This is a genomic window from Pseudomonas sp. HOU2, assembly GCF_040729435.1.
In the GTDB taxonomy this organism is placed as follows: domain Bacteria; phylum Pseudomonadota; class Gammaproteobacteria; order Pseudomonadales; family Pseudomonadaceae; genus Aquipseudomonas.
Genome location: NZ_CP160398.1, coordinates 3,672,664 through 3,693,414 on the forward strand (window position 1 = coordinate 3,672,664; position 20,751 = coordinate 3,693,414).

Consider the following 20,751-nt stretch of genomic DNA (forward strand, 5'->3'; position numbering starts at 1 on the left):
AGCGCACCGTGAGCGCCAGTATCACTTTGGCCGGCGAAAGCCAGATCGCCCTGAAACAAAGCCAGAAAAAGCCCCTGGTTGTGACGAAATTCATCTTCGCCAACGTGCCCGGGCTTGATCCCGAAACGCCGGTGGATCGCGCCGCTGGCAAACCGCCGGCGGGCCAGATTGTCCAGGTCTACGACATCCCCGAGGAAAACCGGGGATTTGTGAATCCGAACCAAGTTGTCTACAGCGCCCAGCTCGGTTCCGACATCGGCGACTGGGACTTCAACTGGGTCGGCCTCGAGGACGCGGACGGCCTGCTGTTTGCCGTCTCCTACGTCCCGCTGCAGCAGAAGCGCAAGAACATCCCGCCGCTGCAGATCGGCAACAACGTCACGCGCAACTTTCTGGTGGCGTTCGACGGCGCCCAGGCGCTGACCGGCATCACCATCGATGCCAGTACCTGGCAGCATGACTTTACTGTGCGCCTGGCCGGGATCGATGAGCGCGAGCGCCTGAGCAATCGTGAAATGTACGGTCGTGCCTGTTTTTTCGGCAATGCACTGGCGTTTGGAAAGAGCGAAAACGGGTTTCAGTTGGGAGCCGGTACGGCGTACATCGAAGGCATTCGGGTGTCGATGACAACCCCATGGCCGTTCACCGGTGTCATTCCTGCCGGGACAATCACCCTCGACGTCTGCCTGGAGCGACAGCTGAACGATCGGGTGGCAACGTGGAAAGTCGTCTACGGCGAGAAGTCCGATTACACCGACTCGGCCGGCGTTCGCCATTACTGCGTGCCGATCGCCTTTTACACATCGCCAACGGCTTTCTGGGACGCCCGTCAGCCTGAATCAATCGCCGGGCCGCTGATTCAACACTTCGCGGCGCGTGATGGTGATTACGCGAACCTGCGCGCCCGGGGTACGACCAAAGAAGACGTGGATCTGGGCAACCTGCCCAACGCCAAGAGCGATGACCCGACCACCAACAGCAGCGAAATCCTTGCCACCACGGCCGCGTTGAACAAGCTGCAGAAGCAGGTCGACGACTCGATGACCGGCATGGTGGCAGCGTTTGCAATGACTGCTGCCCCGCCGGGATGGCTGAAATGCAACGGTGCGGCGGTTTCGCGCACGGCCTATCCGCGGCTGTTTGGATGGTTAGGTACGCACTACGGCGCCGGCGACGGAACAACCACGTTCAACTTGCCCGATATGCGCGGCCTGTTCCCTCGCGGCTGGGACGACGGGCGCGGCCTCGACCCGGGCCGTGCGTTCGGCGTCTATCAGGACATGATGATCCATTCCCACGCGCACACCGCGTCTGCTGCAGCGGTGGGTGACCACCTTCACGCTGCTTGGACAGACGCCCAGGGCAACCACGTTCACCGAACCTGGACAGACGCCCAGGGCGCACACAACCACTCCGCGCCGAGTTCGCCAGGTATCGGCCAGGGCGCAGGCGGCCTCAACTCGGTACAGCAATCAGGTGGCGCTCACGAAACGTCCTGGGCTGGCGCGCACGCGCACAACATCGGTATGGACGCTGCCGGCCACCACGCCCACAACGTCGGCGTGGGTGGAGGTGGTGCGCACACCCACGGCATCACCGTCGCCGCCGCCGGCGGCACTGAAACCCGGCCTAGGAACTTGGCCCTTTTCTACTGCATCAAGTATTGAGATCGAGCATGACCGAGAAAGTCGTCTATCAGACCAACCACCTGGGAATCCTGGTGGGCACAGTGACCGCTGACGAATCGCCGCTGGAGCCTGGCGTGTACATGATCCCGGGCGGCTGCGTAGAAACAGCGCCGCCGGCTATCCCTGAACATAAAGCCGCCTGGTGGAATGGCAAAGCATGGCAGCTGGTGGACTACTTCGGCGGCGTGGTGGTGTACAGCACCGCGACCGGCGAGCCGCGCACGCTCGAAGGCTTCGAACCGGTGCCGGCAGGCTTCACCATGAAAAAGCCCGGGCCGAACCAGATCTGGAAGGGCAGCGAATGGGTTGATGACATCGATGCCGTGCTGACCGCACTTCGGGACAAAAAACTGCAGGCGATCGCCACCGACTGCGCGGCGTACATCGCCGGCGGATTCAACTCCAGCGCCTTGGGCGAGGTGTACCGCTACAGCAGCGCGATTGATGACCAGGTAAACCTGAACGGTCAGGTGTTGTTGGGGATGGACGACACCTACCCATGCTACGACGCCGACCAGGTGCTGGCCTTCAGACCGCACACGATCGCCCAACTGCAGAAGGTCAGTCATGACCTGGTGCGGTTTCGGCAGGCGGCGCAGCAACAGGCCGAGACGCTGCGTCAGGCGGTGGCCAGCGCGCTGAAAGACAAAGACCTCAAGGCGATGAAAGCCATCACCTGGACGCCGCCGGCATGACCTGGGCACCGGTGACGATGCGCTGGCCGGAGCAGGCCACGCAGTGGATGGGTGGACTGTCCGCCGCCAAGGATCTGGCCACGGGCGAGTTGGTCAGCACCGCCCAGCGGGTGGCAGGTCTGGAAGGTTTGGCCAGCACCAACCCGGGGCCGGTCGGCGATGCCGCGAAAGGCGCCATTGAAGCCGGTCGGGCGGCGCTGGCTGAACAGTTGGGCCAGGTGCCGGCGTGCCTGGTGGTGACGCCATTCCAGAGTGGTATCGGCCAGGGCACGGGCTACCAGCGTTTCCTGTCGGCGCCGAACGTTTTGGAACACCTGGCCAGAAAGTTGGAAGACGCGACCGACTCCGGGCGTCCGGCGGGGCCGCAATACGCGCTGTCGATTCTGTTCCTGGGCACGCGCCTGGAACAGTTGGCCAGTGGCCTGTCCCGATTCAACGCATTACTGCCGATTCCCGACCTGGTGCGCACGGAGCGGCGCGCCCAGCACCTGATGAAACTTGAGAGCGACAAGTGGGAGATCCCCGGCGCCGGCCCACTCCCGCGCTGGCAGACCCTGCCGCTGGAGCGCTGCACGGTGGTCAAGGCCGCGAAACAGTCCATGGCCGGCCAGTTGGCCGTGCTGGAGGGCTACGCCGCCGACAGTTCGCCGCTGGGCGATCTGGCAGCGCTGGCCGCTCGCAAGGTCGCCCAGCAACAGGGCCGAGATCAACAACTAGCCGACCTGAAAAACCTACTGGCCGAGGGCAATCCGGATGTCAGCATCCGCGCACGTCTGATCGGCCCCGGCAACTCCAGCGAGCTGCGCCAGGAGCTGCTGAGCGGCGACGCACCGGGGCATGAGTGGGTGCAGTGCGCGGGAATGCTGCTGGTCGGCACCAAGGAAGGTCTGAGTTTTGTACAGGAATTGGTGGGGCTATGACGCTGTTACTCGACGGGCAAAAAGTCCAAGGGAAAAACCTCAAGGTCACCGGCAATCTGCGCATCGAAAGCGGCGACATGTCGGGGCAGACCAGCAACACCGACAAGGCCCACAAGGGCTTCAAGCCCAAGACGCTGGCCGTTTCGCTGATGATTCCCTTTGTTGATCGGGTGCAACTGACTGACTTGATGCGCCTGGCCGAAGCCACGGCGAGCGGCGGGGAGTTGCATCTGTACCGCGTCGTGAACGATACCGCCGAGGCCTTCGGCGTGCGCCAGGTGGAGTTCTCCGAAGGCGTCAGCGCCCGGGAGGCGGACAACCTGAAAGCCTGGCTGGTGCAATTCACCCTCAGCGAGCGCGAATCGAACCCGGAAAAGGTCGAGGGTCGACGCGCTGGCAACAAGGTCGACGCCCAGAGCGCCCCGGGCAACGCGGTGGGCGAAGGTGGGGGCGGCTCAGGTTCGAGCGACAACCCGGAACTGAGCGGCTTTGAAAAGGTGCTGGGCCGCGTGGATAAGTGGCTGGGGAGTGAGCAGACGTGAAACTGCACAAGGTTCTGTCGATCAATGGCGCGCCTGTTTGCCTGGTCAAGGAAGACGTTCGGCTGGACGCCACCAGTCCAGGGCGGGCGAACTTCACCGTTCAGTCTGCTGAGCCGCTGAAAGGCTTGGTGACGCTGGATATCGGCTACAACGACCGCACGCTGCAGCGCCACTTCATCGGCTACGTCGAGCGTTGCACCGCCGCCAATGCCAAAGAGCAGGTGCTGTTCTGCCGTGAGCTGGCTGCTGTGCTGGCCAACCCGTTGCCGTTGAACCTGCGTCATGTCGATCTACGCGCTGTGCTGGCTGCCATCAGCGAGCAGACGGGCCTGCGATTTCGCGTTCCCGATCGGCCTTACGCCGGCGTGAAGGCACCGTACTTCTACAGCCTTGCTGCCGGATACCAGGCCATGGATAGCCTGGCCCGAGTATTCAGTATTCCCGACTTCACCTGGCACCAGCTGGGCAACGGCGAAGTGTTCGCGGGCAGCTGGGCCGACAGTTTTTTTGGCGCCCGGGCGGCGCTGCAGATCCCCACGGAGCTGTTCGACGGCTACCAGGGCAACCAGAGCGCAATGGTGGCGGCCCTTCCTGGCCTGCGACCGGGTGCAACGATCAACGCCGGCGAACGTGTCACCAGTGTGGCACTCGCCAATGACCAGATGGCAATCCGATGGAAGACGCAATCCGCCGCGCTGTAGAGCGCCAATTTCCCGAACTCACCGGTGGTTACCACCTGCCACGCTTCGCCCGCGTCATCGCCGTGGCCGATGCCCCGGCGGATGCCGGGATCTGCGACGACTTCCGTCCGCGCTACGCGGTCGACATTGAAGTCCTGGGCGCCGATGACGCGCCAGATCCGGGCATGCCGCCGTTGACCGGCGTGCCGTTGCCACTGCCCACCGGCGGCGAGGAAATGGGCATTTACGCCTTTCCGGAGGAAGGCACGCGGGTGGTGGTGTGTTTCGCATACGGTCTGCCGAACAAGCCCTACATTCAATCGATCTTGCCGCACGGCCTGAGCATGCCCAAGGTGCCGAAAGGCGACCAGGTATGGCAGCACAGCGGCGCCGCCCAACAGCGTGTCGACGCTGACGGTAACTGGCTACGCCAGACAGACGGAAAGATCCGGGATCAGGCGATCGAGCGTGAGGTTGAAGCCCTGGACAATCGCGAGCAGTTCCAGAGCCACACACGGGCGGTTGATGATCACTCAACCGAATCTGTCGGTGGTGTGAAGACGATCGAGGCGCTGGGCGCGCTCAAGCTGCTGTCAGGAGGATCCGCGAGCCTGGCGGCGGTGGATGATCTGCACCAGGCGACCGGCCGGGATCTGAACCTGATAGTGGGGCAGAAGCACAACGCCACGGTAGGCGGTGATATGCAGGAGCGGATCGAGGGTTTGCGCCAAAGCATTTCCAGCAAAGGGCAGCGTCTGCAGGCGCCGAAAAACTGGATCGGCTCGGAAAGTGTGAATTTGTTTCAAGTGGTCAGCGAAGTGCTCGATCTGTTGGAACAGATGAATGCGCAGATTGCAGCGCACAAGCACGGTGCAACGCCGGCTCCCGATAACGCAGGAGCATTCACTGCAAACGCGGCTAGCGCGAAGGGACGCTCAGCACAGCTGAAACCGATCATCGGGTAGGTCTCTGCATACATCTGGATATATATACAGAATTTAACCCTTTTTTAGCGCTGACAATGTTGCGTGATACGCAGTGCTAAGCAATACTGCACTCGCACCCGAAAGGGGGTTATCGGCGCTGGAACGAGTGTTCACGACGATAAGCTCAAGGCCTGGCTGGGTAGGTTTGACATCATTCAGTCAAGGTATGAGTAGGGCGCCTCCGGGGCGCTTTTGTTGTTTTTTGGGTGAGAGTCACTATCTGTAGAAGAGTGCCCCATCCTTGTACATGGAGGAAGACGACGTGTTCAGTGCTAAATCGATTGCTAATTACTTCCTGGAACTGGCCAAAGCCAGCGGGCAGCCTATTAGCCCGATGAAGCTGCAGAAGCTGGTCTATTACGCGCATGGATGGTACGCGGGATACACCGATCGTCCACTAATCAACGAGGCGGTGGAGGCTTGGCAGTATGGCCCCGTGATTCCATCCCTTTACCACGAATTTAAGCGTTTCGGATCGGGGACGATCGAGGGTAAGGCTTTCGAATATGACGCTTTAGGTGTCCGTGAAGCATCGCCGCCTGCGGATCCGGATATCCGAACTTTTCTCCAGAACGTGTTTAACAGCTACGGCCAGTACTCGGGTATTCGTTTGTCTGAAATGACCCACGCTACTGGTACACCGTGGGACACCACCTGGAGTGAATGCAAGGGTATGCGGGGCGTCGATATACCGTTCCCTAAAATTGCCTCGTACTTCAAGGAAGCGGTGCAAAAAACACAACAGGCGGCTCAAGCTTGAATTCGGATGAAGCGACGCCGGATACGCGGAAGCTTGGATCCCTTCAAATTGATCCGAATGCTGAACCCGCTTCGCGACAGACTACCGGTTCGGGGAATGACGAAAACGCTTTTTTTGCCAACGGTAAAGAGCACTTTCAGCTTCAGCACAACCAGCAGAATCTGGGGTGGTTGGGTAAGTTTTGGGGAGCAACCAATACAGCAGCCCCAACGAACATTGCGGGTTTTGTTATCGGTATTTCCGCTTTGTTGATCGTGGGGAGTTTTGGTATCACAGAATCACCCGAGCTAAGCGAAGCAAGAAAATGGCTGTACGGGCTAACCACCTCGGCGCTGGGGTTCGTGTTTGGTTCCGCGACTAAAAAGTAATGACGTACGAACTAAAAGGCCCACGTTGTGGGCTTTTTTTTGCCTAGGCTTGGCCTACCCCTCTCGGCACCACCAAGACTGTGCATAAGCACAGCCGTCGATGTATTCGATTCCACTCAATACGAAACCAGTTACAGCCATCCCCGCCAGTGTTGCGTCAAGCAAAGGAGGCAGAGGGTCGGGGTCTAGCGGCATTCCCACGTCAACACGGGCAACGTTGGCCGCCCGGCCTAATTCGTGGCAAACAGTAGAGTTGACCATGACATTGCCGCGGATCGCCGGATAGCGGCGCCGCTCCTGTGGTTCGAGCGCGATACCACGCAAACGCATAGGAGTGACCAGTACACGCATACTGCCCCCCTACTCTTCAGCTTTGAGATCGAGTAGTGATTCGACCGCGTAGGCCAGCGCCGAATCAGCCAACTCCAGAAAGTCACTTAGGCCGTCAGCATCAATCACTCGGCCTTGATGTAGCGCGTGGGCTTGTCGGAGCAATGCTTTGTGATGGGCACCGGGCATTGCAAGCAACGCCACTTCATCGCGCAACATGACCTGCCATTGCGCTATAGCAGAGGAATTCGCGTTTACGGCTCCCACAGACTCTCTTTTCATCGGATGTGCCCACCCTCTCAATTACTGTATATCCGAACAGTATATCGACGGACTTGTACCCCTACATCACCAAGGCGACTGACGGCATCAGCACCCTGATGCCCATCGCTGTGCTGCCTTGGGAAAATCTCGGCGCCGCGAAAAAAACAGATGAAAAAGCACTTATCCCCCTCCCGCCGACGGGCCTTGCGTCATTTTTTTGTGCAAAACCTGAAGCGGTGCAAACGAGCCTGCAAGACAAGCCGCCTGGGGGCTGTGGGGGGCGGGTGTTATTTGCACGCGATGCAAACTTTTGAAAAAAAATGAAGCTGAGTTGCAAACCCTGGCGAGGTGAGCGGGATGGGTAGGCGATCCTGAAAACCCCGGCCTGTAAGGGGGACGGTCAGAAAAATAGCCGCTTGAGCAATTTTCAAATTCTTTACGCATCGAATTTGAGGGGTGTGCGAACTCAGTGTTCGACGGTGAGAATCAGGCGTCAGCCCAAGGGCGCTAAGGGTTTAAGACCAAGTCGAGTTTTTCACAACCTTTCAGCTACCAATACAACGACATAATCCAAGCGACTAATGCGGCCCACGTGATGGTCATCGCGATGGCAAAGGCAACGATCTGATAGTTACTCACGGTTGAACCTACGATTCCGCGGTCGTGCATGTCGAACCATGACCAGGCTGCAGTAGGGCACTTACGGAGTTCACAAAGTCGTCCATCGACCATGGCTTGTGAAGATAAATAGTCCCCGATGGCACGGTTGCTGGTTCGATCAAATATCCCGACGTCAGGATTGTGGCGATCGCGGGCCAACGGGTCTTGGCTAGCTCGATAAACTCCGCGCCTTGAATTTGCCCAGGCAACCCGTGATCAACTATTGCGAGGGAGCATTCCCCTCGGTGCTCGAGTAGGTAGGTCAGCGCGTCGTCGGCTGTCCCAAACTCTATAACGTCGGCGGCGATATCGGCCAAGATGTCCGCCATAAGTCCGCGAAGGGTAGGGTCATCCTCAACAACGATGACCAGCCCCTCGATCGGCAGCAAACCCTCCCAATTCACATTCACCAGGCGCTTCCTTAATCGTCAGAATTTCACTGTATCGAAAGGACAGCTTAGGACGTTTGTCGTTCGAGGGTCATACCTATTTTGTGATCTGTACCGCCTTCCATTTTGCCCCCGCTCATCATGTCCTCGACTTCCGCTGCATTCAGCAGGCGACGGTGTTCTGCTTTAACGTGCGAGTGCAGCAAGTCTGTGAGTAACTTGCTCAGGTGCTGAGCCGTTTCTTCGCTCAATTTCTTGACTGTCCCTGTGCGAGCTGAGGGGCGGCAGATTCCACCTGCTGAAACTCCTACTGAGTCAAGCAGGCCGCAAACGTACCCGTCTAGAAACTCTCTTTTGGTGAGTAACACTTTGCTTTCGGGTGCTTCCTGATAATCCCAGTCTAGCCGCCAGTAACGGCCTTCCTTCACTACATCGATCTTTGGTAGGGCTGGCTCTTTGGTGAGGCGAATCATATGGAATTCCCGGCATTTTGAGATATCAAGACGCGAGTCTAAACGGCGCACAGGAGTACGTCTGTAGATGAGATTTGTTCTCGGGAATGGGGAGGGCTTTTCAAAAAGAGTAATAAAGGTAATACGGCGGGAAAAACGCGCTGGACGCCCCGGTTTTACTGGGGTTCCGATATCACATGGAAAAGTAATATGAAGTGATATGAAAAGTGATATTTCGGCCAAACCCCCGGTTTCATTGGGTTTGGTGATTTTGAAATATCACCTTATAAAAGAGTAATACGATTACTTCTATATCACTCAAATATCACCTTTTTAGAAACCGCTGAGGGCCTTACAGGACGTGGCTTGCAGCGAATTTTCGGAAGGCATATCACCTTTATTACTCTTTTTTCGCGGGGTCACAAATTTTAGGCGCGACCTTCAGAAACGGCCGGGCGCTGGACTCGCTGAATGTGTGAGTCGAAGACCATCTGCATGCCTGGCTGCGTACTCGAAAGATCCGCGTAGGGAATCGATCAGGACGCTTGTTACGTGGCTTGTTACGTGTAGCGCAAAAACAAAGGGCCTGCATCGCTGCAAGCCCTTGTTTTGTATGGTGCCGGCACCAGGAATCGAACCCGGGACCTACTGATTACAAGTCAGTTGCTCTACCAACTGAGCTATACCGGCGTGTGGGCGACGATTATAGCGATTGGGTTGGTTCTGTAAACCCCTGAATTCAGACTATTTTTACGCAGGCGCTGGATCAGGTGCGGTGTGGGCTGTGTCATTGGGTCTCAAGCCGCAAAATCGGGCTGTTCGACGTCAATCCAGCATGCGAGTGTTGGCAGGATTTCCGCACCGTTCAAGCACCTATTTCAGCCGTTTATGTCCTTTTGATTGGAAGCTTATGCACAACGGACCGGCGCTATGGCGGCGTTGCAGGGGATTTTGTGGACACGTTCTCATTTTGTGCGCAAAGCCCTGTTTTACAGGTTTTTTATTCATGTGAATAAAAAATGACCAGTTCTGTTGCAGGCGTTTAACAACCGTGAATATTGGATCCACGGGAAAACCATCAACAGAGTTATCCACAGGCTGTAAAGATTTCAAGCGCGCTCGGCCAGCAGCAGAAAATTACGCGGCGTCAGCGGTGCGTCGCAGAAGGTGCCGAGGCGTACGACGTATCCCCGTTCGGCGAGGAAAATGGCTCGATCAAGATTCAGCCAAAGCTCCAGCGGTCGTCGGAACAGTCCGCGCAGTAATTCCAGGTTGCGAACTTCGGCCAACCGCTGCCAACCAGCGGCTTCCAGTGCCTGCCAATCTGGCGTGCCGATTGTGGATAACTCCTTCAATGCAGCCAGATCGCGGCAGTAATCGGCGAAAGGTTTGTCCAGCCAGGCGCTGGGCAGGGACGGGGTGGGCAGGTATTCATCTACTTCACGTACCTGCCGTTGCAGCAAATCGAAAGCCAGGCGTCGGGCCATGGAGGTGTCGCGCTGACGTCGGACTCTTGCACCGGCGGTGACGGTTTCGCTCATGGGCAGCGCCAGATCTTCGAGCGAGAGCTGTAGGGCGGATCGCAAACCCGCTGAGGACAAGGCCTGGTACTCGTTGCGATTGATCCGGTTGTAGCAGCACGGGGCGATGGCCATCTGCTGACATCCGGCAGCGCTTGCCAGTTGCATCAGGCGCACATGCAGATCGCCGCAGGCGTGCAGGGCGACGGGGGTGTGATGAGCGCTCAACACTGTGGCCGCATCTGCGGACAGCACATCCTGCTCGACATGCAGGGCGTGCAAATGATGACGCTGACTCAGGGCCTGACCACTGGCGACCAACGCCGGATCGTATTCGACACAAGTCAGTTGTTGTCCCGCGCCCAACAGACGCCGACCTAAATGTCCTTTGCCGGAACACCAGTCCAGCCAATGCGCCGGCGGCGAGGCGAAAGACAAGCGACTGGCGAAGGCTTCGATCTGCAGCCACTTGCGCCCCGGCACATCGACGTTCAATCGATGTCCTGGGGTTTCCAGCGTATGTCCCGGCAATTCACCGACCGCGCTCAGCTCAGTCGACAGCGCCGCCAATGCAGCGAACGGCTCCGGGGCATCGATGAGGTCGGCAGGGTGGTTATGCGCCCGCTCTGCATCTTCCAGCGATCGTCCGCGTAGCCAGGAAGCCAATTCGGGGTAGGCGGTTTCCCATGGAAGCGAACGATGAGTGAATGGACGAGGTTTCCACAGCGCCTGATGCTCAAGCAAAAAAGCATCCAGCGCGGTGAAGCGGGCGAGTAGGGCCTCGCCCGTCAGCACGTGGGAAGTTTCAACGCCCTTGGCAGGCATCGACGCGCAGCCAGCGCTCCAGCAGCTTGAAGCCGCGCACCAGCACGTAGGACATCAGCAGATAGAACACGCCGGCGGCGAAGAAGATTTCCACCGGCAGGTAGGTGCGCGCGATGATCGTGCGGGCCATGCCGGTCAGTTCCAGCAAGGTCACGGTGCTCGCCAGTGCGCTGGCCTTGAGCATCAGGATCACTTCGTTGCTGTAGGCCGGCAGGCCGATGCGCGCCGCTCGCGGCAGCATGATGTAGAACATCGCCTTGGGCTTGGACATGCCCAGCGCTCGTGCCGCTTCGATTTCGCCGGGCGGAATCGCCTGGATCGCGCCGCGCAGAATTTCGGCGATGTACGCCGCCGTGTGCAGGGTCATGGTCGCGGTGGTACACCAGAACGGATCGCGCAGGTACGGCCACAGTGCGCTGTTGCGCACCGCATCGAACTGCGCCAGGCCGTAATAGACCAGAAACAGTTGCACCAGCAACGGCGTGCCACGGAAAAAGAAGATGTAGGCGTAGGGCAATGCGCGCACGTACCACAGCTTCGAAGAGCGGGCGATGCCCAGCGGAATGGCCAGCAACAGGCCGGCAATCACGGCAATCGCCACCAGTTCCAGGGTCAGGGTCGCGCCCTGCGCCAGTTTCGGTAGCCACTTGATGATCACTTCCCAGTTCATGAAGCGCTCCTCGCAAAGCCGCGAGCGGCGCGTTTTTCCAGGAAGTGCATGCCGGTCATCGCCAGCACGGTGAGGCCCAGATACATGACTGCCGCCACCAGATAGAAGGTGAATGGCTGTTTCGACACGGTCACGCCGATCTGCGCGTGACGCATGATTTCTTCCAGGCCGATCACCGACACCAGCGCGGTGTCTTTCATCAGAATCATAAACAGGTTGCCCAGGCCGGGCAGGGCGATGCGCCACATCTGCGGCATGATCAGCTTGGTGAAGATCCGCCATTTCGACAGGCCCAGCGCCACACCCGCTTCGCGATGGCCCTTGGGAATGGCGAGGATCGCGCCGCGAAACACTTCCGTGGCGTAGGCGCCGAAGCACAGGCCCAGCGCAATCACGCCGGCAGCGAAGGCGCTGAGTTGCAGGTCGGGGTTGCCGAAGAACTCACCGAGGCTGCGCATCAGGTTGACCGTACCGAAGTAGATCAACAGCACCCAGAGCAATTCCGGGACGCCACGCACCAAGGTCGAATAAGTACCGCCAAGCCATTGCAGCGGCTTGTACGGGGAAGTCTTGGCCAAGGCGCCGAGCAGACCGAGCACCAGTCCCAGGCACAGGGCCGTCAGCGCCAGTTTGACGGTCATCAGCGCACCGGCGGCGAGGGCCGGGCCGAATCCGTAGAGGTCGATAATCATGGATTTCTATTCAAATCGCGGCAGGCAAGGCCGGGAGCCGGCGCCGTCGGATCACGGCGCCGGTCCCGCAGGTCAGATCAATAGATGCTGAACGGGAAATACTTGTCGTTGATCTTCTTGTAGGTACCGTCGGCGACGATTTCCTTCAGGGCGGCGTTCAGCTTCTCACGCAGCGGATCGCCTTTGCGCACGGCGATGCCGATCTTGTCGCTTTCCACGACAGGGTCGCCCTTGAACTCGTAGTTCTTGCCGGCGTCGCTTTTCAGCCAGTCATAGTTGGCGTACTTGTCGGCGAGGATGGCATCGACACGACCGGAGGTCAGGTCCAGGTAGGCGTTTTCCTGGGTGTCGTAAAGGCTGACCTTGATATCGTCACCATAGGTGTCCTCCAGCCAGGTACCGGCCAGCGTCGCACGCTGCGTACCGATGGTTTTGCCCTTGAGCGAATCCTTGTCGGTTTTGAAGTCGACGTTTTTCGGCGCGATGAACTGCAGCTTGTTCGAGTAGTACGGGTCAGTGAAGTCCACCGCGCCCTTGCGCTCTTCGGTGATCGACAGCGAGGAGACCAGGAAGTCGAACTTCTTGGCGTTCAGTGCCGGGATGATGCCGTCCCAGTCGGAGGTGACAACGCTGCACTCGACCTTCATCTTGGCGCACAGGGCGTCGCCGATGTCTTTGTCAAAGCCGACCACGTTGCCGCTGGCGTCTTTGTTGTTGAACGGCGGGTAAGCCGCTTCGATGCCCATCTTCAGAGTCTCGGCCATGGCACCGGCGCTGAAGGCGAGGGTGACGGCGGCGGCCAGGAAGACCTTTTTAAAATTCTGCATGCATGTTGCTCCGTTAGCGGTTGCTGGACATGAATTGTTTGCAGCGCGCCGAAAGCGGGTTTTCGAACACCTGCTGAGGCGATCCTTGCTCTTCCACCAGCCCTTGGTGGAGGAACACCACTTCGCTGGAGACCTGACGGGCAAAGCCCATTTCGTGGGTCACCAACAGCATGGTACGGCCTTCTTCGGCCAGTGCGCGGATGACACTAAGTACTTCCTGAACCATTTCCGGGTCAAGGGCGGAGGTGGGCTCGTCGAACAGAATCACCTTCGGCTGCATCGCCAGCGTGCGGGCAATCGCCGCGCGTTGTTGCTGACCACCGGACAATTGCGCCGGGTAGGCATGGCGCTTGTCGGCGATGCCGACCTTGGCCAGCAGCGCTTCGGCGACTTCGATGGCCTCGGCTTTGCTCTGGCCGAGCACGCGGCGCGGGGCTTCGATGATGTTGTCGAGCACGCTCATGTGCGGCCACAGATTAAAGTTTTGAAATACAAAACCAATCTCGGAGCGCAGGCGGTTGATCTGTTTGCCATCAGCGGCAACCAGTTCGCCATTCTTGGCGGGCTTGAGCTTGAGTTCTTCACCAGCCACCAGAATCTGACCCTGGTGCGGGTTTTCCAACAGGTTGATGCAACGCAGGAACGTGGACTTGCCGGAACCGGAGGAACCGAGGATCGAGATCACATCGCCGTCGCGGGCGGTCAGCGAGATGCCTTTGAGCACCTCAAGCTGTCCGTAGCGTTTGTGCAAGTTGCGGATTTCAAGCGCGGGCGTGGCCTCAGCCATGTGCGTTCCTCATATATGTTGCGCTCCTGCTGTTGGCGGGCCTTCCTGGCGAGGCGGCCAAGCTAGCATAGCGTTTCAATGGCAGCCAACAGCGCTACGGGCGGTAAGCGGATGGCGTGTGGCAGGTTGTCGCATCGGCACAGCAGACTGTCGCCCCATCAACAACCGAACGGGTGTTTGATCGTGAAAACCCGAGGGCGTTGCGTAAAAAAAGGCGCGATGTTGCCAGCTTTGGCGGGGTGTTGGAAGCGCTATCCGGCTGAACGTACACGATTCGCCCTTTAATTGTGCATCCCACACTTTTTCAGTGTGTTTCTGGTGCGCTGATTCGTCTGAAAAGTGAGTCGCAGGGTAACGCTCTGGCGAATAGCCATTAATCTCAAGGACTTGCGATGACTGTCCGGTCGCGCGCAAAGCCGCGGAGCAGAAGAGTTTGAAACATTTTGGCGCATTTATTGCGTGCAGAATCTGGAACGCCCCGTTGGTTTCTTTTTACGAGAAGGAAAACCAGACAGGACGGACGCAATCGCTTTCCTCGCAAAGGTAGTTTCGATGAGCAGTACCCCAAGCTCCAATGGCCTCGAACAGGGGCTCAAACCGCGTCATGTGACCATGTTGTCGATCGCCGGTGTTATCGGCGCCGGTCTGTTCGTTGGCTCCGGCCACGCGATCGCTGCCGCCGGCCCCGCCGTGCTGCTGGCCTACGCCGCCGCCGGTACTCTGGTGGTGCTGGTAATGCGCATGCTCGGTGAGATGGCTGTCGCCTCGCCCGACACCGGCTCGTTTTCGACATACGCCGACCGTGCCATCGGGCACTGGGCCGGTTTCACCATCGGCTGGTTGTACTGGTGGTTCTGGGTATTGGTGATTCCGCTGGAAGCCAACGCCGCTGCGACCATCCTCCATGCCTGGTTCCCGGGGATCGAGATCTGGGCCTTCGCCTTGATCATCACCATGCTGCTGACGGTCACCAACCTGTTCAGCGTAAAAAACTACGGTGAATTCGAGTTCTGGTTCGCCCTGATCAAAGTCCTGGCGATCATCGGCTTCATCATCCTTGGCCTCGCGGCAATCTTCGGTTTCCTGCCGAACAGCCAGGTCAGCGGCGTGTCGCACCTGTTCGACTCCGGCGGTTTCCTGCCAAACGGCATGGGCGCGGTGCTGGGCGCAATCCTGACCACCATGTTCTCGTTCATGGGAACCGAGATCGTGACCATCGCGGCCGCGGAATCGAAGAACCCGGGCAAGCAGATCTCCAAGGCCACCAACTCCGTTATTTGGCGGATCGGCCTGTTCTACCTGGTATCGATCTTCATCGTTGTGGCCCTGGTGCCATGGAACGATCCTACGCTGGCCAACCTCGGTTCCTACCAGACCGTGCTTGAGCGCATGGGCATCCCGAACGCGAAAATGATCGTCGACATCGTGGTGCTGGTCGCGGTCACCAGCTGCCTGAACTCGGCGCTGTACACTTCGTCGCGCATGCTGTTCTCCCTTGGCAAGCGCGGTGATGCACCGGCGATGTCGACCCGGGTCAACAAAAGCGGCACGCCTTACTGGGCCGTCATGCTGTCGACCGGCGCGGCGTTCCTCTGCACCTTCGCCAACTACGTGGCCCCGGCCGCGGTGTTCGAATTCCTGCTGGCCAGTTCCGGCGCCATCGCGCTGCTGGTGTACCTGGTGATCGCGTTCTCGCAACTGCGCATGCGTAAACAACGCATGGCCCGCGGCGAGAAAATCGTCTTCAGCATGTGGCTGTTCCCGGGCCTGACCTACGCGGTGATCATCTTCATCGTCGCGGCGCTGACCATCATGCTTTTTCAGGAAGCCCACCGCGTGGAAATCCTCGCAACCGGCCTGCTGAGCCTCATGGTAGTCGCCGCCGGCCTGCTGGTGGCGCGCCGCCGCAAGCTGGAAAACCGTGGTGCGGTGGTGTTGAACTGATCCGTAACGCGTAATGCAAAACGGCCGCTATCAGTGATGACGAGCGGCCGTTTTTGTTTGTGCTGCAGGTGGCGAAACATCGCCACATATCCGTAATCAGCTTTGTTCTCGCAAGAGCATAAAGTCTGAGCTGCCTTTCTCTTCGTCGAACCATTCATCCCAAGTTGTTTCCTTGGGAGTTTTAACGGTTTTGCTTTGAAGGGTCGCAGCTGAGTCTTCTGATTTCGGCAATTGTCCATCCTTGCATGAAGCTGTCTTCTTCACCTGACCTCCTTTTTTGATCGTGCGTGAATGTCAGGTGCAAAAAGTTACTCGGCTTTGGGGGCGCTGTCCTCCAGCGACTTGCCATAAGTATCCAGCGCAATCCCGAAATCGGTGATGAACTGTGGCTCGGTCAGCCAGGCCTGGGCGGTTTCGATGTCCATGCCGTCGGCCCACATGCGGTAGTCGATCAGCATGTCGGCGGCCAGGTGGGTGGCGGCCATGCCTTCATTCTCGGCGTTTTCCATGTCCAGCAGCTCTGGATGGTCAACGATGATGAACGCCAGTTCGCGCAGCAGGGTCAGCAGCATTTCGTTGCGGCTGACGGCTTCGGCATCGCGCATTTTGCTGAACATTGCGAGGGTGTATTCCGGGATCGGCTCGTCCAGATGCCCGAGGTTGTCGTCCTGATCCAGTGGTTTGCGGCCGACCATGCGGATGTGCTTGGCTTTGGCCTTGGCGCGTTTGGCGCGTTTCTGTTGCTTGTTCAGGGATGCCATGGGAACTCAGTTCTTCTGTTGGGTGTGTGCGGCGATCGCGTCGGACGCCGCCACATAGTCGGCCTGGAAGGCTGGGGATTCGATCCACGCCAGGGCGCCGGCTTCGTCGGTTTCTTGCGACCACTGGCGATACTCGATCAGCGCGGCGAGGATGAAATCCATCGCGCCTTCTTCGCCTTCCTGCTCGTAGACCAGTTCCAGCAGTGGGTCTTCGAGGAACGCGGTGCACATGGCTTGCTGGCTGATCTTCTCGGCGTCGATCATTTTCTTGAACAGCTCGGTCAGGTCCACCGACTCGAAGTCGATACGGTCATCGTTCGGGTCCAGTTCGACCGGCGCCTCGGCGCGTTTGCTGCGGTTTTGCTTGGCCTTGGTCTTTGCCCGGGCGGCGCGTTTTTGCTGCTTGTTGGCGGAGGCCATGGTGTGTTCCGTCGTGCGTTGAAAGGGCTCAGCTGCGTGGCACTGGCCGCCCAGGTGTGTCGGGGGCCAACTCGCCGGTTTGCAGCCAGGTCAGAGCAATGGGCCATAGTGTGGCTTGGTATGCGCTACGAAAAAAGGCGAAATGTCCGACTTGTTGTTCGCCGATGTCCTGCGGCTCGATGCGCAAGTGGGTTTTGTGCGCATGACTGAAGTAGCCGAGCAGGCGTTCGATGGCCGGGATCGTGCCGTACGGGTCGTCGCTGATACTGATCGCCAGGGTGTGTGCGCGGACGTTGGCGAAGGGCAGGCGACCGCTTGCCTTCAGCAGTCGGCGACCGCTCGGACGCTGCTCGTAGCGCGCGGCAGGCGTGCTCCAGTCGCGTACGACGCCCGCTGGCGTGTCCTCCAGCCAGCCGAGGCGCTTGCCCGGGAAGTAGCCACAGAGCCGCGTCAGCAGCGGCATCAACAGGTGCCATTTGCCGAACATGCGCCAGCGCTGTGCTGGTGCGTAGTCGCGCCAGTAAGCGAACTGCGCGCCGACCGTCACCAGCCGACGAATGACCTGCCCGGACTCGCCAAGTCCCGCCGCGCAACCGCCGAAGCTATGGCCGACCACATCGATGGGCTGGCCGGGAAACTCCCGTTGCGCGCGTTTGAGCATCACCTCGAAATCCAGCGCGCCCCAGTCGGTCCATGAGGCTTCAAGATCTTTCAGGGTTGCCGGGCGCGATTCGCCGATGCCGCGGTAGTCGTAGGTGATCACGTCAAAGCCGTTGGCGAACAGATAATCGGCGAAGCGCGTGTAGTGTCGGCAGCGTACCGAGGTGGCAGCGTTGATGATGACCACCGGGCGTTGCGGGTCAGGCAGGGTGTGCTGCCAGGTGAAACCGCCGAGCACAAAGCCATCGGCGGCGACTTCCTTGAAGGCCTCACCTTGTTTGCCTGTCAACGCCGGTGACGGTGACTGCATGTCTTGCATTGCTGGGGCATCCTGACAGCTCATCGCTTTCGACCCTTTCGCGGAGCTGTCAACAATAGCCTTCGCGCCACACGGGAACAATCCGCCGTTTCTATTCAGCGGATTGCAGGAGCAGGCGCGCTTCGATCAGGGCCTGTTCCCGATTGAGTTCGGCGCGCAGTTCTTCCTCACTCGGCAGTATAGTTTTGTAACTGCTGGCGAACAGTTGCTCATTGCCCTTGAGCATCGAGTAACGCGCGACCGAGTCGTTGCTCTCTGCACACAGAATGATCCCGACTGTCGGCTTGTCGCCTTCGCTGCGCTTGAGTTCGTCGTACATGCGCACGTACATGTCCATTTGTCCTACGTCGCGAGCGCTGAGCCTTCCGCTCTTGAGCTCAATGATCACGAAGCATTTGAGCAAATAGTTGTAGAACACCAGGTCGATGTACAGATCTACATCATGAGTACTGAGGCGTTGCTGGCGAGCGACAAAGGAAAATCCCTTGCCGAGTTCAAGAAGGAAGCCTTGCAAGTGTTCGATGAGAGCCTGTTCAAGAGCATCCTCTCTGATCTTGCAGGGCGCAGGCAGCCCGAGAAACTCAAGCAGGACGGGGTCGCGAATGAATTCGCGTGGATTGTTTTTCATCGCCTCAATGTTGATCGAGGCTTCTTCAACCACATCGGCCTTGTCTCGACTCATCAGGAGCCGCTCGTAGTAGAGCGTATTGATCTGGCGATCAAGCGCGCGGCTGGACCAGTTCAGGTTGGCGGATTCTTCCACGTACCATTGACGTGCTTTTGCGTTTTCGACCCGTAACAGCCTGCGATAGTGAGTCCAGCTCAATTCGAGACGCAGTGCGTCTCGAATTGGGAATAACTGATAAAACAGGCGCATCTTGCGAAGATTGGTTTCATCAAACCCCTTCCCGAACTGCGCCGTCAGATCCTTCGCCAACAAGGCCAGCAACCGCTTGCCATACCCCGCCCGCTGCGCCCCTTGCTGTTCAAACTCGACAATATGCTGGCCGATCTGCCAGCAGGTCTGCACCTGGATCGTATCCACCGCACGGAGCACTTTTTGCCGCGCCTGGCGGATCAGTTCGCCCAACTCTCCCAGCAATGAATCGATTTTCGGGTCTTGCGCATCATCAGTTTTTAACGGGTTCATCGGGTCTTCCGCATCATTGGAAACAGACGCAAAAGCATGCCGGGATTCACCGCTCGGCGATGTCGGGCGAGCCTGTGAAGTCAGCCGGAAGGGGGGATGGGTCGTGCAGGACGTTGCCGGCAAAAGGCGTATTGATAGCAATGGTCTGTAGTCCATTTCGTACATGCGCCAAGTACCAATCAATCTAAAACAAGCCTTGCGGTGCCAAATCTAAAAAAGGGTAACGATTGGGTTCTTCAGAACCCGGGAGTCGCCATCATGAAAAACATTCGTTCATTCATGCTGCCGCTCGCTGCTGTCGGTTGGCTGCTGTTGCCTGGCATGTCCCAGGCCGCCAACCTGGAACCGGTCGACAGTGCCGGCGTGCAAGTCCAGCAACAACAGCAAAACGGCATCAACTACCTGTCCGGCGGGATTGGCCTGGACGAGTCAAAAGCCATTCAGCAAACCCCCGGTTACAACCTGCACATGACGTTCGCGGTGGGCGCGCAAGACCAGTACACCGCTGATGTCGATGTGACGATTCAAAAGGCACCGGGGCAAACCGTGCTGACCCTCACTCAAACGGGGCCGCTGGTGTACGTGCAATTGCCACCCGGTAAATACACTGTGCTCGCCACACGCAATGGCGAAACAAGGCGTGACGTGACAGACGTTGGCAGCGGCACTGCGCGCAATCTGGTGTTCCACTGGAATGACGCTGGATAACGCGGGTGTATTGAAGAATCGAGGCGCGGGTACAATCCCGCGCCTTCCTTTACCCCCGCGTACGCTTGGCCTTCTGCTTGTCGCCGGGCTCGCGCGCCATTCGGTGAATCCACAATCCAATCCAGCCGACGGCTATCAGGAACAGGGTGCCAACGCACTGCGACACGATCTCGAACCAGAACATTCGGGGTTGCTGCGCCAGGGTGTAGGTATGCCGGGGGCCGGAGCGGTTCCAGGTGGTAATGGAGCCGCTGATCAGGCTGTGGACGATCAGATAAGTCGACGCGGCGATAAGGAAGGCGATCAGTACGCCGACCAGCACCGTCAGCCAGAATGCAATCCGGCTCTGGCGATAGGGTGGCGGATGGGGCAGGGGCACGCGGGTTCTTTTCTGGTTCATCGAGCGGATGACCCTCTTCCATAAGGTGCGGCCAAAGTAGCGCGGATCGCCTTTGTTCGAAACCCGTCGCGCATTTGCGCAGCCCAGGAAAAAGGCTGGAATGAGCCGTCATCAAATCGCAGGCATAAAAAAACCCTGAATCTTGCGATTCAGGGTTTTCGGTATTTGGTGCCCAGAGACGGAATCGAACCGCCGACACGGGGATTTTCAATCCCCTGCTCTACCGACTGAGCTATCTGGGCAACGGGGCGCATTAAAAGGGTTTTTCGGATTTACGTCAACGACTTTTTTAAAATTTCTTAAATTAATTCCGTCGCTTACGATTCGCCCCCCG

The 20,751-nt window shown here is 58.7% G+C and carries 26 protein-coding genes and 2 tRNA genes; 11 read left to right on the forward strand and 17 right to left on the reverse strand.

All coding sequences use genetic code 11. The annotated features are described in order from the left end of the window. The first annotated feature begins 8 nt into the window (after positions 1–8). From ABV589_RS16620 to ABV589_RS16655, 8 genes are all read left to right on the forward strand, one after another. On the forward strand, positions 9–1,667 hold the full coding sequence (locus ABV589_RS16620) for a phage tail protein (RefSeq protein WP_367082577.1): 1,659 nt from the start codon (positions 9–11) through the stop codon (positions 1,665–1,667). Positions 1,668–1,675: 8 nt separating this feature from the next. After that, on the forward strand, positions 1,676–2,383 hold the full coding sequence (locus ABV589_RS16625; protein ID WP_367082579.1) for a hypothetical protein: 708 nt from the start codon (positions 1,676–1,678) through the stop codon (positions 2,381–2,383). Further along, positions 2,380–3,303, forward strand: a complete 924-nt coding sequence (locus ABV589_RS16630; protein WP_197869369.1) for a hypothetical protein — start codon at positions 2,380–2,382, stop codon at positions 3,301–3,303. Before ABV589_RS16625 ends, ABV589_RS16630 begins: the two co-directional genes overlap by 4 nt. Further along, positions 3,300–3,845, forward strand: a complete 546-nt coding sequence (locus ABV589_RS16635; protein ID WP_367082580.1) for a DNA-binding protein — start codon at positions 3,300–3,302, stop codon at positions 3,843–3,845. The genes ABV589_RS16630 and ABV589_RS16635 overlap by 4 nt, the downstream gene beginning before the upstream one ends. Continuing rightward, positions 3,842–4,546 (forward strand): hypothetical protein, encoded by a 705-nt coding sequence (locus tag ABV589_RS16640; RefSeq protein ID WP_367082582.1) that lies wholly within the window; start codon positions 3,842–3,844, stop codon positions 4,544–4,546. Before ABV589_RS16635 ends, ABV589_RS16640 begins: the two co-directional genes overlap by 4 nt. Next, positions 4,519–5,490 (forward strand): hypothetical protein, encoded by a 972-nt coding sequence (locus tag ABV589_RS16645; protein WP_367082583.1) that lies wholly within the window; start codon positions 4,519–4,521, stop codon positions 5,488–5,490. The genes ABV589_RS16640 and ABV589_RS16645 overlap by 28 nt, the downstream gene beginning before the upstream one ends. Before the next feature lie 283 nt (positions 5,491–5,773). Beyond that, positions 5,774–6,271 carry a type II toxin-antitoxin system antitoxin SocA domain-containing protein gene (locus ABV589_RS16650; RefSeq protein ID WP_367082585.1) on the forward strand — a complete coding sequence of 166 codons (498 nt, stop codon included), beginning with the start codon at positions 5,774–5,776 and terminating at the stop codon, positions 6,269–6,271. Next, positions 6,268–6,639, forward strand: a complete 372-nt coding sequence (locus ABV589_RS16655; protein ID WP_367082587.1) for a hypothetical protein — start codon at positions 6,268–6,270, stop codon at positions 6,637–6,639. Before ABV589_RS16650 ends, ABV589_RS16655 begins: the two co-directional genes overlap by 4 nt. A 54-nt stretch (positions 6,640–6,693) precedes the next feature. On the opposite strand, the gene ABV589_RS16660 is transcribed toward ABV589_RS16655, so the two are convergent. Then, a complete protein-coding gene (locus ABV589_RS16660; protein ID WP_367082588.1) occupies positions 6,694–6,990 on the reverse strand; it encodes a hypothetical protein in 297 nt (98 codons plus the stop codon). A 9-nt stretch (positions 6,991–6,999) separates the two neighbouring features. After that, entirely contained in the window at positions 7,000–7,188 is a 189-nt protein-coding gene (locus ABV589_RS16665; RefSeq protein ID WP_367082590.1) for a hypothetical protein, read from the reverse strand. A gap of 116 nt (positions 7,189–7,304) precedes the next feature. On the opposite strand from ABV589_RS16665, the gene ABV589_RS16670 reads away from it, so the two are divergent. Next, positions 7,305–7,547 carry a hypothetical protein gene (locus ABV589_RS16670; protein WP_367082591.1) on the forward strand — a complete coding sequence of 81 codons (243 nt, stop codon included), beginning with the start codon at positions 7,305–7,307 and terminating at the stop codon, positions 7,545–7,547. A 333-nt stretch (positions 7,548–7,880) separates the two neighbouring features. On the opposite strand, the gene ABV589_RS16675 is transcribed toward ABV589_RS16670, so the two are convergent. From ABV589_RS16675 to ABV589_RS16710, 8 genes are all read right to left on the reverse strand, one after another. Continuing rightward, positions 7,881–8,303 (reverse strand): response regulator, encoded by a 423-nt coding sequence (locus ABV589_RS16675; RefSeq protein WP_367082593.1) that lies wholly within the window; start codon positions 8,301–8,303, stop codon positions 7,881–7,883. 47 nt (positions 8,304–8,350) lie between these two features. Beyond that, positions 8,351–8,755, reverse strand: a complete 405-nt coding sequence (locus tag ABV589_RS16680; RefSeq protein WP_367082594.1) for a hypothetical protein — start codon at positions 8,753–8,755, stop codon at positions 8,351–8,353. A 593-nt stretch (positions 8,756–9,348) separates the two neighbouring features. After that, a tRNA-Thr gene (locus ABV589_RS16685) sits at positions 9,349–9,424 on the reverse strand. A 419-nt stretch (positions 9,425–9,843) separates the two neighbouring features. Continuing rightward, positions 9,844–11,079, reverse strand: coding sequence for a methyltransferase (locus ABV589_RS16690; RefSeq protein ID WP_367082596.1), 1,236 nt, complete (start codon positions 11,077–11,079; stop codon positions 9,844–9,846). Beyond that, positions 11,060–11,749 carry an ABC transporter permease gene (locus ABV589_RS16695; RefSeq protein ID WP_007961692.1) on the reverse strand — a complete coding sequence of 230 codons (690 nt, stop codon included), beginning with the start codon at positions 11,747–11,749 and terminating at the stop codon, positions 11,060–11,062. The genes ABV589_RS16690 and ABV589_RS16695 overlap by 20 nt, the downstream gene beginning before the upstream one ends. Continuing rightward, positions 11,746–12,441, reverse strand: coding sequence for an ABC transporter permease (locus tag ABV589_RS16700; protein WP_007961693.1), 696 nt, complete (start codon positions 12,439–12,441; stop codon positions 11,746–11,748). Before ABV589_RS16700 ends, ABV589_RS16695 begins: the two co-directional genes overlap by 4 nt. 77 nt (positions 12,442–12,518) lie before the next feature. Then, the gene (locus ABV589_RS16705) at positions 12,519–13,268 is read right to left on the reverse strand and encodes an ABC transporter substrate-binding protein (protein ID WP_007961694.1); all 750 of its coding nucleotides are present in this window, start codon (positions 13,266–13,268) and stop codon (positions 12,519–12,521) included. Positions 13,269–13,281: 13 nt separating this feature from the next. Then, on the reverse strand, positions 13,282–14,055 hold the full coding sequence (locus ABV589_RS16710; RefSeq protein WP_007961695.1) for an ABC transporter ATP-binding protein: 774 nt from the start codon (positions 14,053–14,055) through the stop codon (positions 13,282–13,284). 552 nt (positions 14,056–14,607) lie between these two features. On the opposite strand from ABV589_RS16710, the gene gabP reads away from it, so the two are divergent. Then, complete coding sequence (gene gabP / locus ABV589_RS16715) at positions 14,608–15,999, forward strand: GABA permease (protein WP_007961696.1); 1,392 nt, start codon at positions 14,608–14,610, stop codon at positions 15,997–15,999. Between the two features lie 96 nt (positions 16,000–16,095). Here the strand turns inward: gabP and ABV589_RS16720 are convergent, their stop codons facing one another. The 5 genes from ABV589_RS16720 to ABV589_RS16740 all read right to left on the reverse strand — a co-directional run bounded on the left by ABV589_RS16720 (position 16,096) and on the right by ABV589_RS16740 (position 19,309). Continuing rightward, the gene (locus ABV589_RS16720) at positions 16,096–16,263 is read right to left on the reverse strand and encodes a hypothetical protein (RefSeq protein WP_179294949.1); all 168 of its coding nucleotides are present in this window, start codon (positions 16,261–16,263) and stop codon (positions 16,096–16,098) included. 44 nt (positions 16,264–16,307) lie between these two features. Continuing rightward, complete coding sequence (locus tag ABV589_RS16725; protein ID WP_003220723.1) at positions 16,308–16,760, reverse strand: hypothetical protein; 453 nt, start codon at positions 16,758–16,760, stop codon at positions 16,308–16,310. A gap of 6 nt (positions 16,761–16,766) precedes the next feature. After that, complete coding sequence (locus ABV589_RS16730; protein ID WP_367082598.1) at positions 16,767–17,180, reverse strand: hypothetical protein; 414 nt, start codon at positions 17,178–17,180, stop codon at positions 16,767–16,769. A 28-nt stretch (positions 17,181–17,208) separates the two neighbouring features. Further along, positions 17,209–18,183 (reverse strand): alpha/beta fold hydrolase, encoded by a 975-nt coding sequence (locus ABV589_RS16735; RefSeq protein ID WP_367082600.1) that lies wholly within the window; start codon positions 18,181–18,183, stop codon positions 17,209–17,211. Positions 18,184–18,250: 67 nt separating this feature from the next. Continuing rightward, entirely contained in the window at positions 18,251–19,309 is a 1,059-nt protein-coding gene (locus tag ABV589_RS16740) for a PDDEXK nuclease domain-containing protein (protein WP_367082602.1), read from the reverse strand. A gap of 258 nt (positions 19,310–19,567) precedes the next feature. On the opposite strand from ABV589_RS16740, the gene ABV589_RS16745 reads away from it, so the two are divergent. Continuing rightward, positions 19,568–20,017 (forward strand): carboxypeptidase regulatory-like domain-containing protein, encoded by a 450-nt coding sequence (locus ABV589_RS16745; protein WP_367082604.1) that lies wholly within the window; start codon positions 19,568–19,570, stop codon positions 20,015–20,017. Between the two features lie 49 nt (positions 20,018–20,066). On the opposite strand, the gene ABV589_RS16750 is transcribed toward ABV589_RS16745, so the two are convergent. Then, entirely contained in the window at positions 20,067–20,417 is a 351-nt protein-coding gene (locus ABV589_RS16750; RefSeq protein WP_007961703.1) for a hypothetical protein, read from the reverse strand. Between the two features lie 166 nt (positions 20,418–20,583). After that, positions 20,584–20,659 (reverse strand) — tRNA-Phe (locus ABV589_RS16755). Between the last annotated feature and the right edge of the window lie 92 nt (positions 20,660–20,751).

Excerpts from the sequence above, each read along its gene's own strand:
- ABV589_RS16625 (WP_367082579.1), top strand. The coding sequence starts at position 1,676 with ATGACCGAGAAAGTCGTCTATCAGACCAACCACCTGGGAATCCTGGTG.
- ABV589_RS16630 (WP_197869369.1), top strand. The coding sequence starts at position 2,380 with ATGACCTGGGCACCGGTGACGATGCGCTGGCCGGAGCAGGCCACGCAG.
- ABV589_RS16635 (WP_367082580.1), top strand. The coding sequence starts at position 3,300 with ATGACGCTGTTACTCGACGGGCAAAAAGTCCAAGGGAAAAACCTCAAG.
- ABV589_RS16645 (WP_367082583.1), top strand. The coding sequence starts at position 4,519 with ATGGAAGACGCAATCCGCCGCGCTGTAGAGCGCCAATTTCCCGAACTC.
- ABV589_RS16660 (WP_367082588.1), bottom strand. The coding sequence starts at position 6,990 with ATGCGTGTACTGGTCACTCCTATGCGTTTGCGTGGTATCGCGCTCGAA.
- ABV589_RS16665 (WP_367082590.1), bottom strand. The coding sequence starts at position 7,188 with ATGTTGCGCGATGAAGTGGCGTTGCTTGCAATGCCCGGTGCCCATCAC.
- ABV589_RS16680 (WP_367082594.1), bottom strand. The coding sequence starts at position 8,755 with ATGATTCGCCTCACCAAAGAGCCAGCCCTACCAAAGATCGATGTAGTG.
- ABV589_RS16690 (WP_367082596.1), bottom strand. The coding sequence starts at position 11,079 with ATGCCTGCCAAGGGCGTTGAAACTTCCCACGTGCTGACGGGCGAGGCC.
- ABV589_RS16695 (WP_007961692.1), bottom strand. The coding sequence starts at position 11,749 with ATGAACTGGGAAGTGATCATCAAGTGGCTACCGAAACTGGCGCAGGGC.
- ABV589_RS16700 (WP_007961693.1), bottom strand. The coding sequence starts at position 12,441 with ATGATTATCGACCTCTACGGATTCGGCCCGGCCCTCGCCGCCGGTGCG.
- ABV589_RS16705 (WP_007961694.1), bottom strand. The coding sequence starts at position 13,268 with ATGCAGAATTTTAAAAAGGTCTTCCTGGCCGCCGCCGTCACCCTCGCC.
- ABV589_RS16710 (WP_007961695.1), bottom strand. The coding sequence starts at position 14,055 with ATGGCTGAGGCCACGCCCGCGCTTGAAATCCGCAACTTGCACAAACGC.
- gabP (WP_007961696.1), top strand. The coding sequence starts at position 14,608 with ATGAGCAGTACCCCAAGCTCCAATGGCCTCGAACAGGGGCTCAAACCG.
- ABV589_RS16725 (WP_003220723.1), bottom strand. The coding sequence starts at position 16,760 with ATGGCATCCCTGAACAAGCAACAGAAACGCGCCAAACGCGCCAAGGCC.
- ABV589_RS16730 (WP_367082598.1), bottom strand. The coding sequence starts at position 17,180 with ATGGCCTCCGCCAACAAGCAGCAAAAACGCGCCGCCCGGGCAAAGACC.
- ABV589_RS16735 (WP_367082600.1), bottom strand. The coding sequence starts at position 18,183 with ATGAGCTGTCAGGATGCCCCAGCAATGCAAGACATGCAGTCACCGTCA.
- ABV589_RS16740 (WP_367082602.1), bottom strand. The coding sequence starts at position 19,309 with ATGAACCCGTTAAAAACTGATGATGCGCAAGACCCGAAAATCGATTCA.
- ABV589_RS16745 (WP_367082604.1), top strand. The coding sequence starts at position 19,568 with ATGAAAAACATTCGTTCATTCATGCTGCCGCTCGCTGCTGTCGGTTGG.
- ABV589_RS16750 (WP_007961703.1), bottom strand. The coding sequence starts at position 20,417 with ATGAACCAGAAAAGAACCCGCGTGCCCCTGCCCCATCCGCCACCCTAT.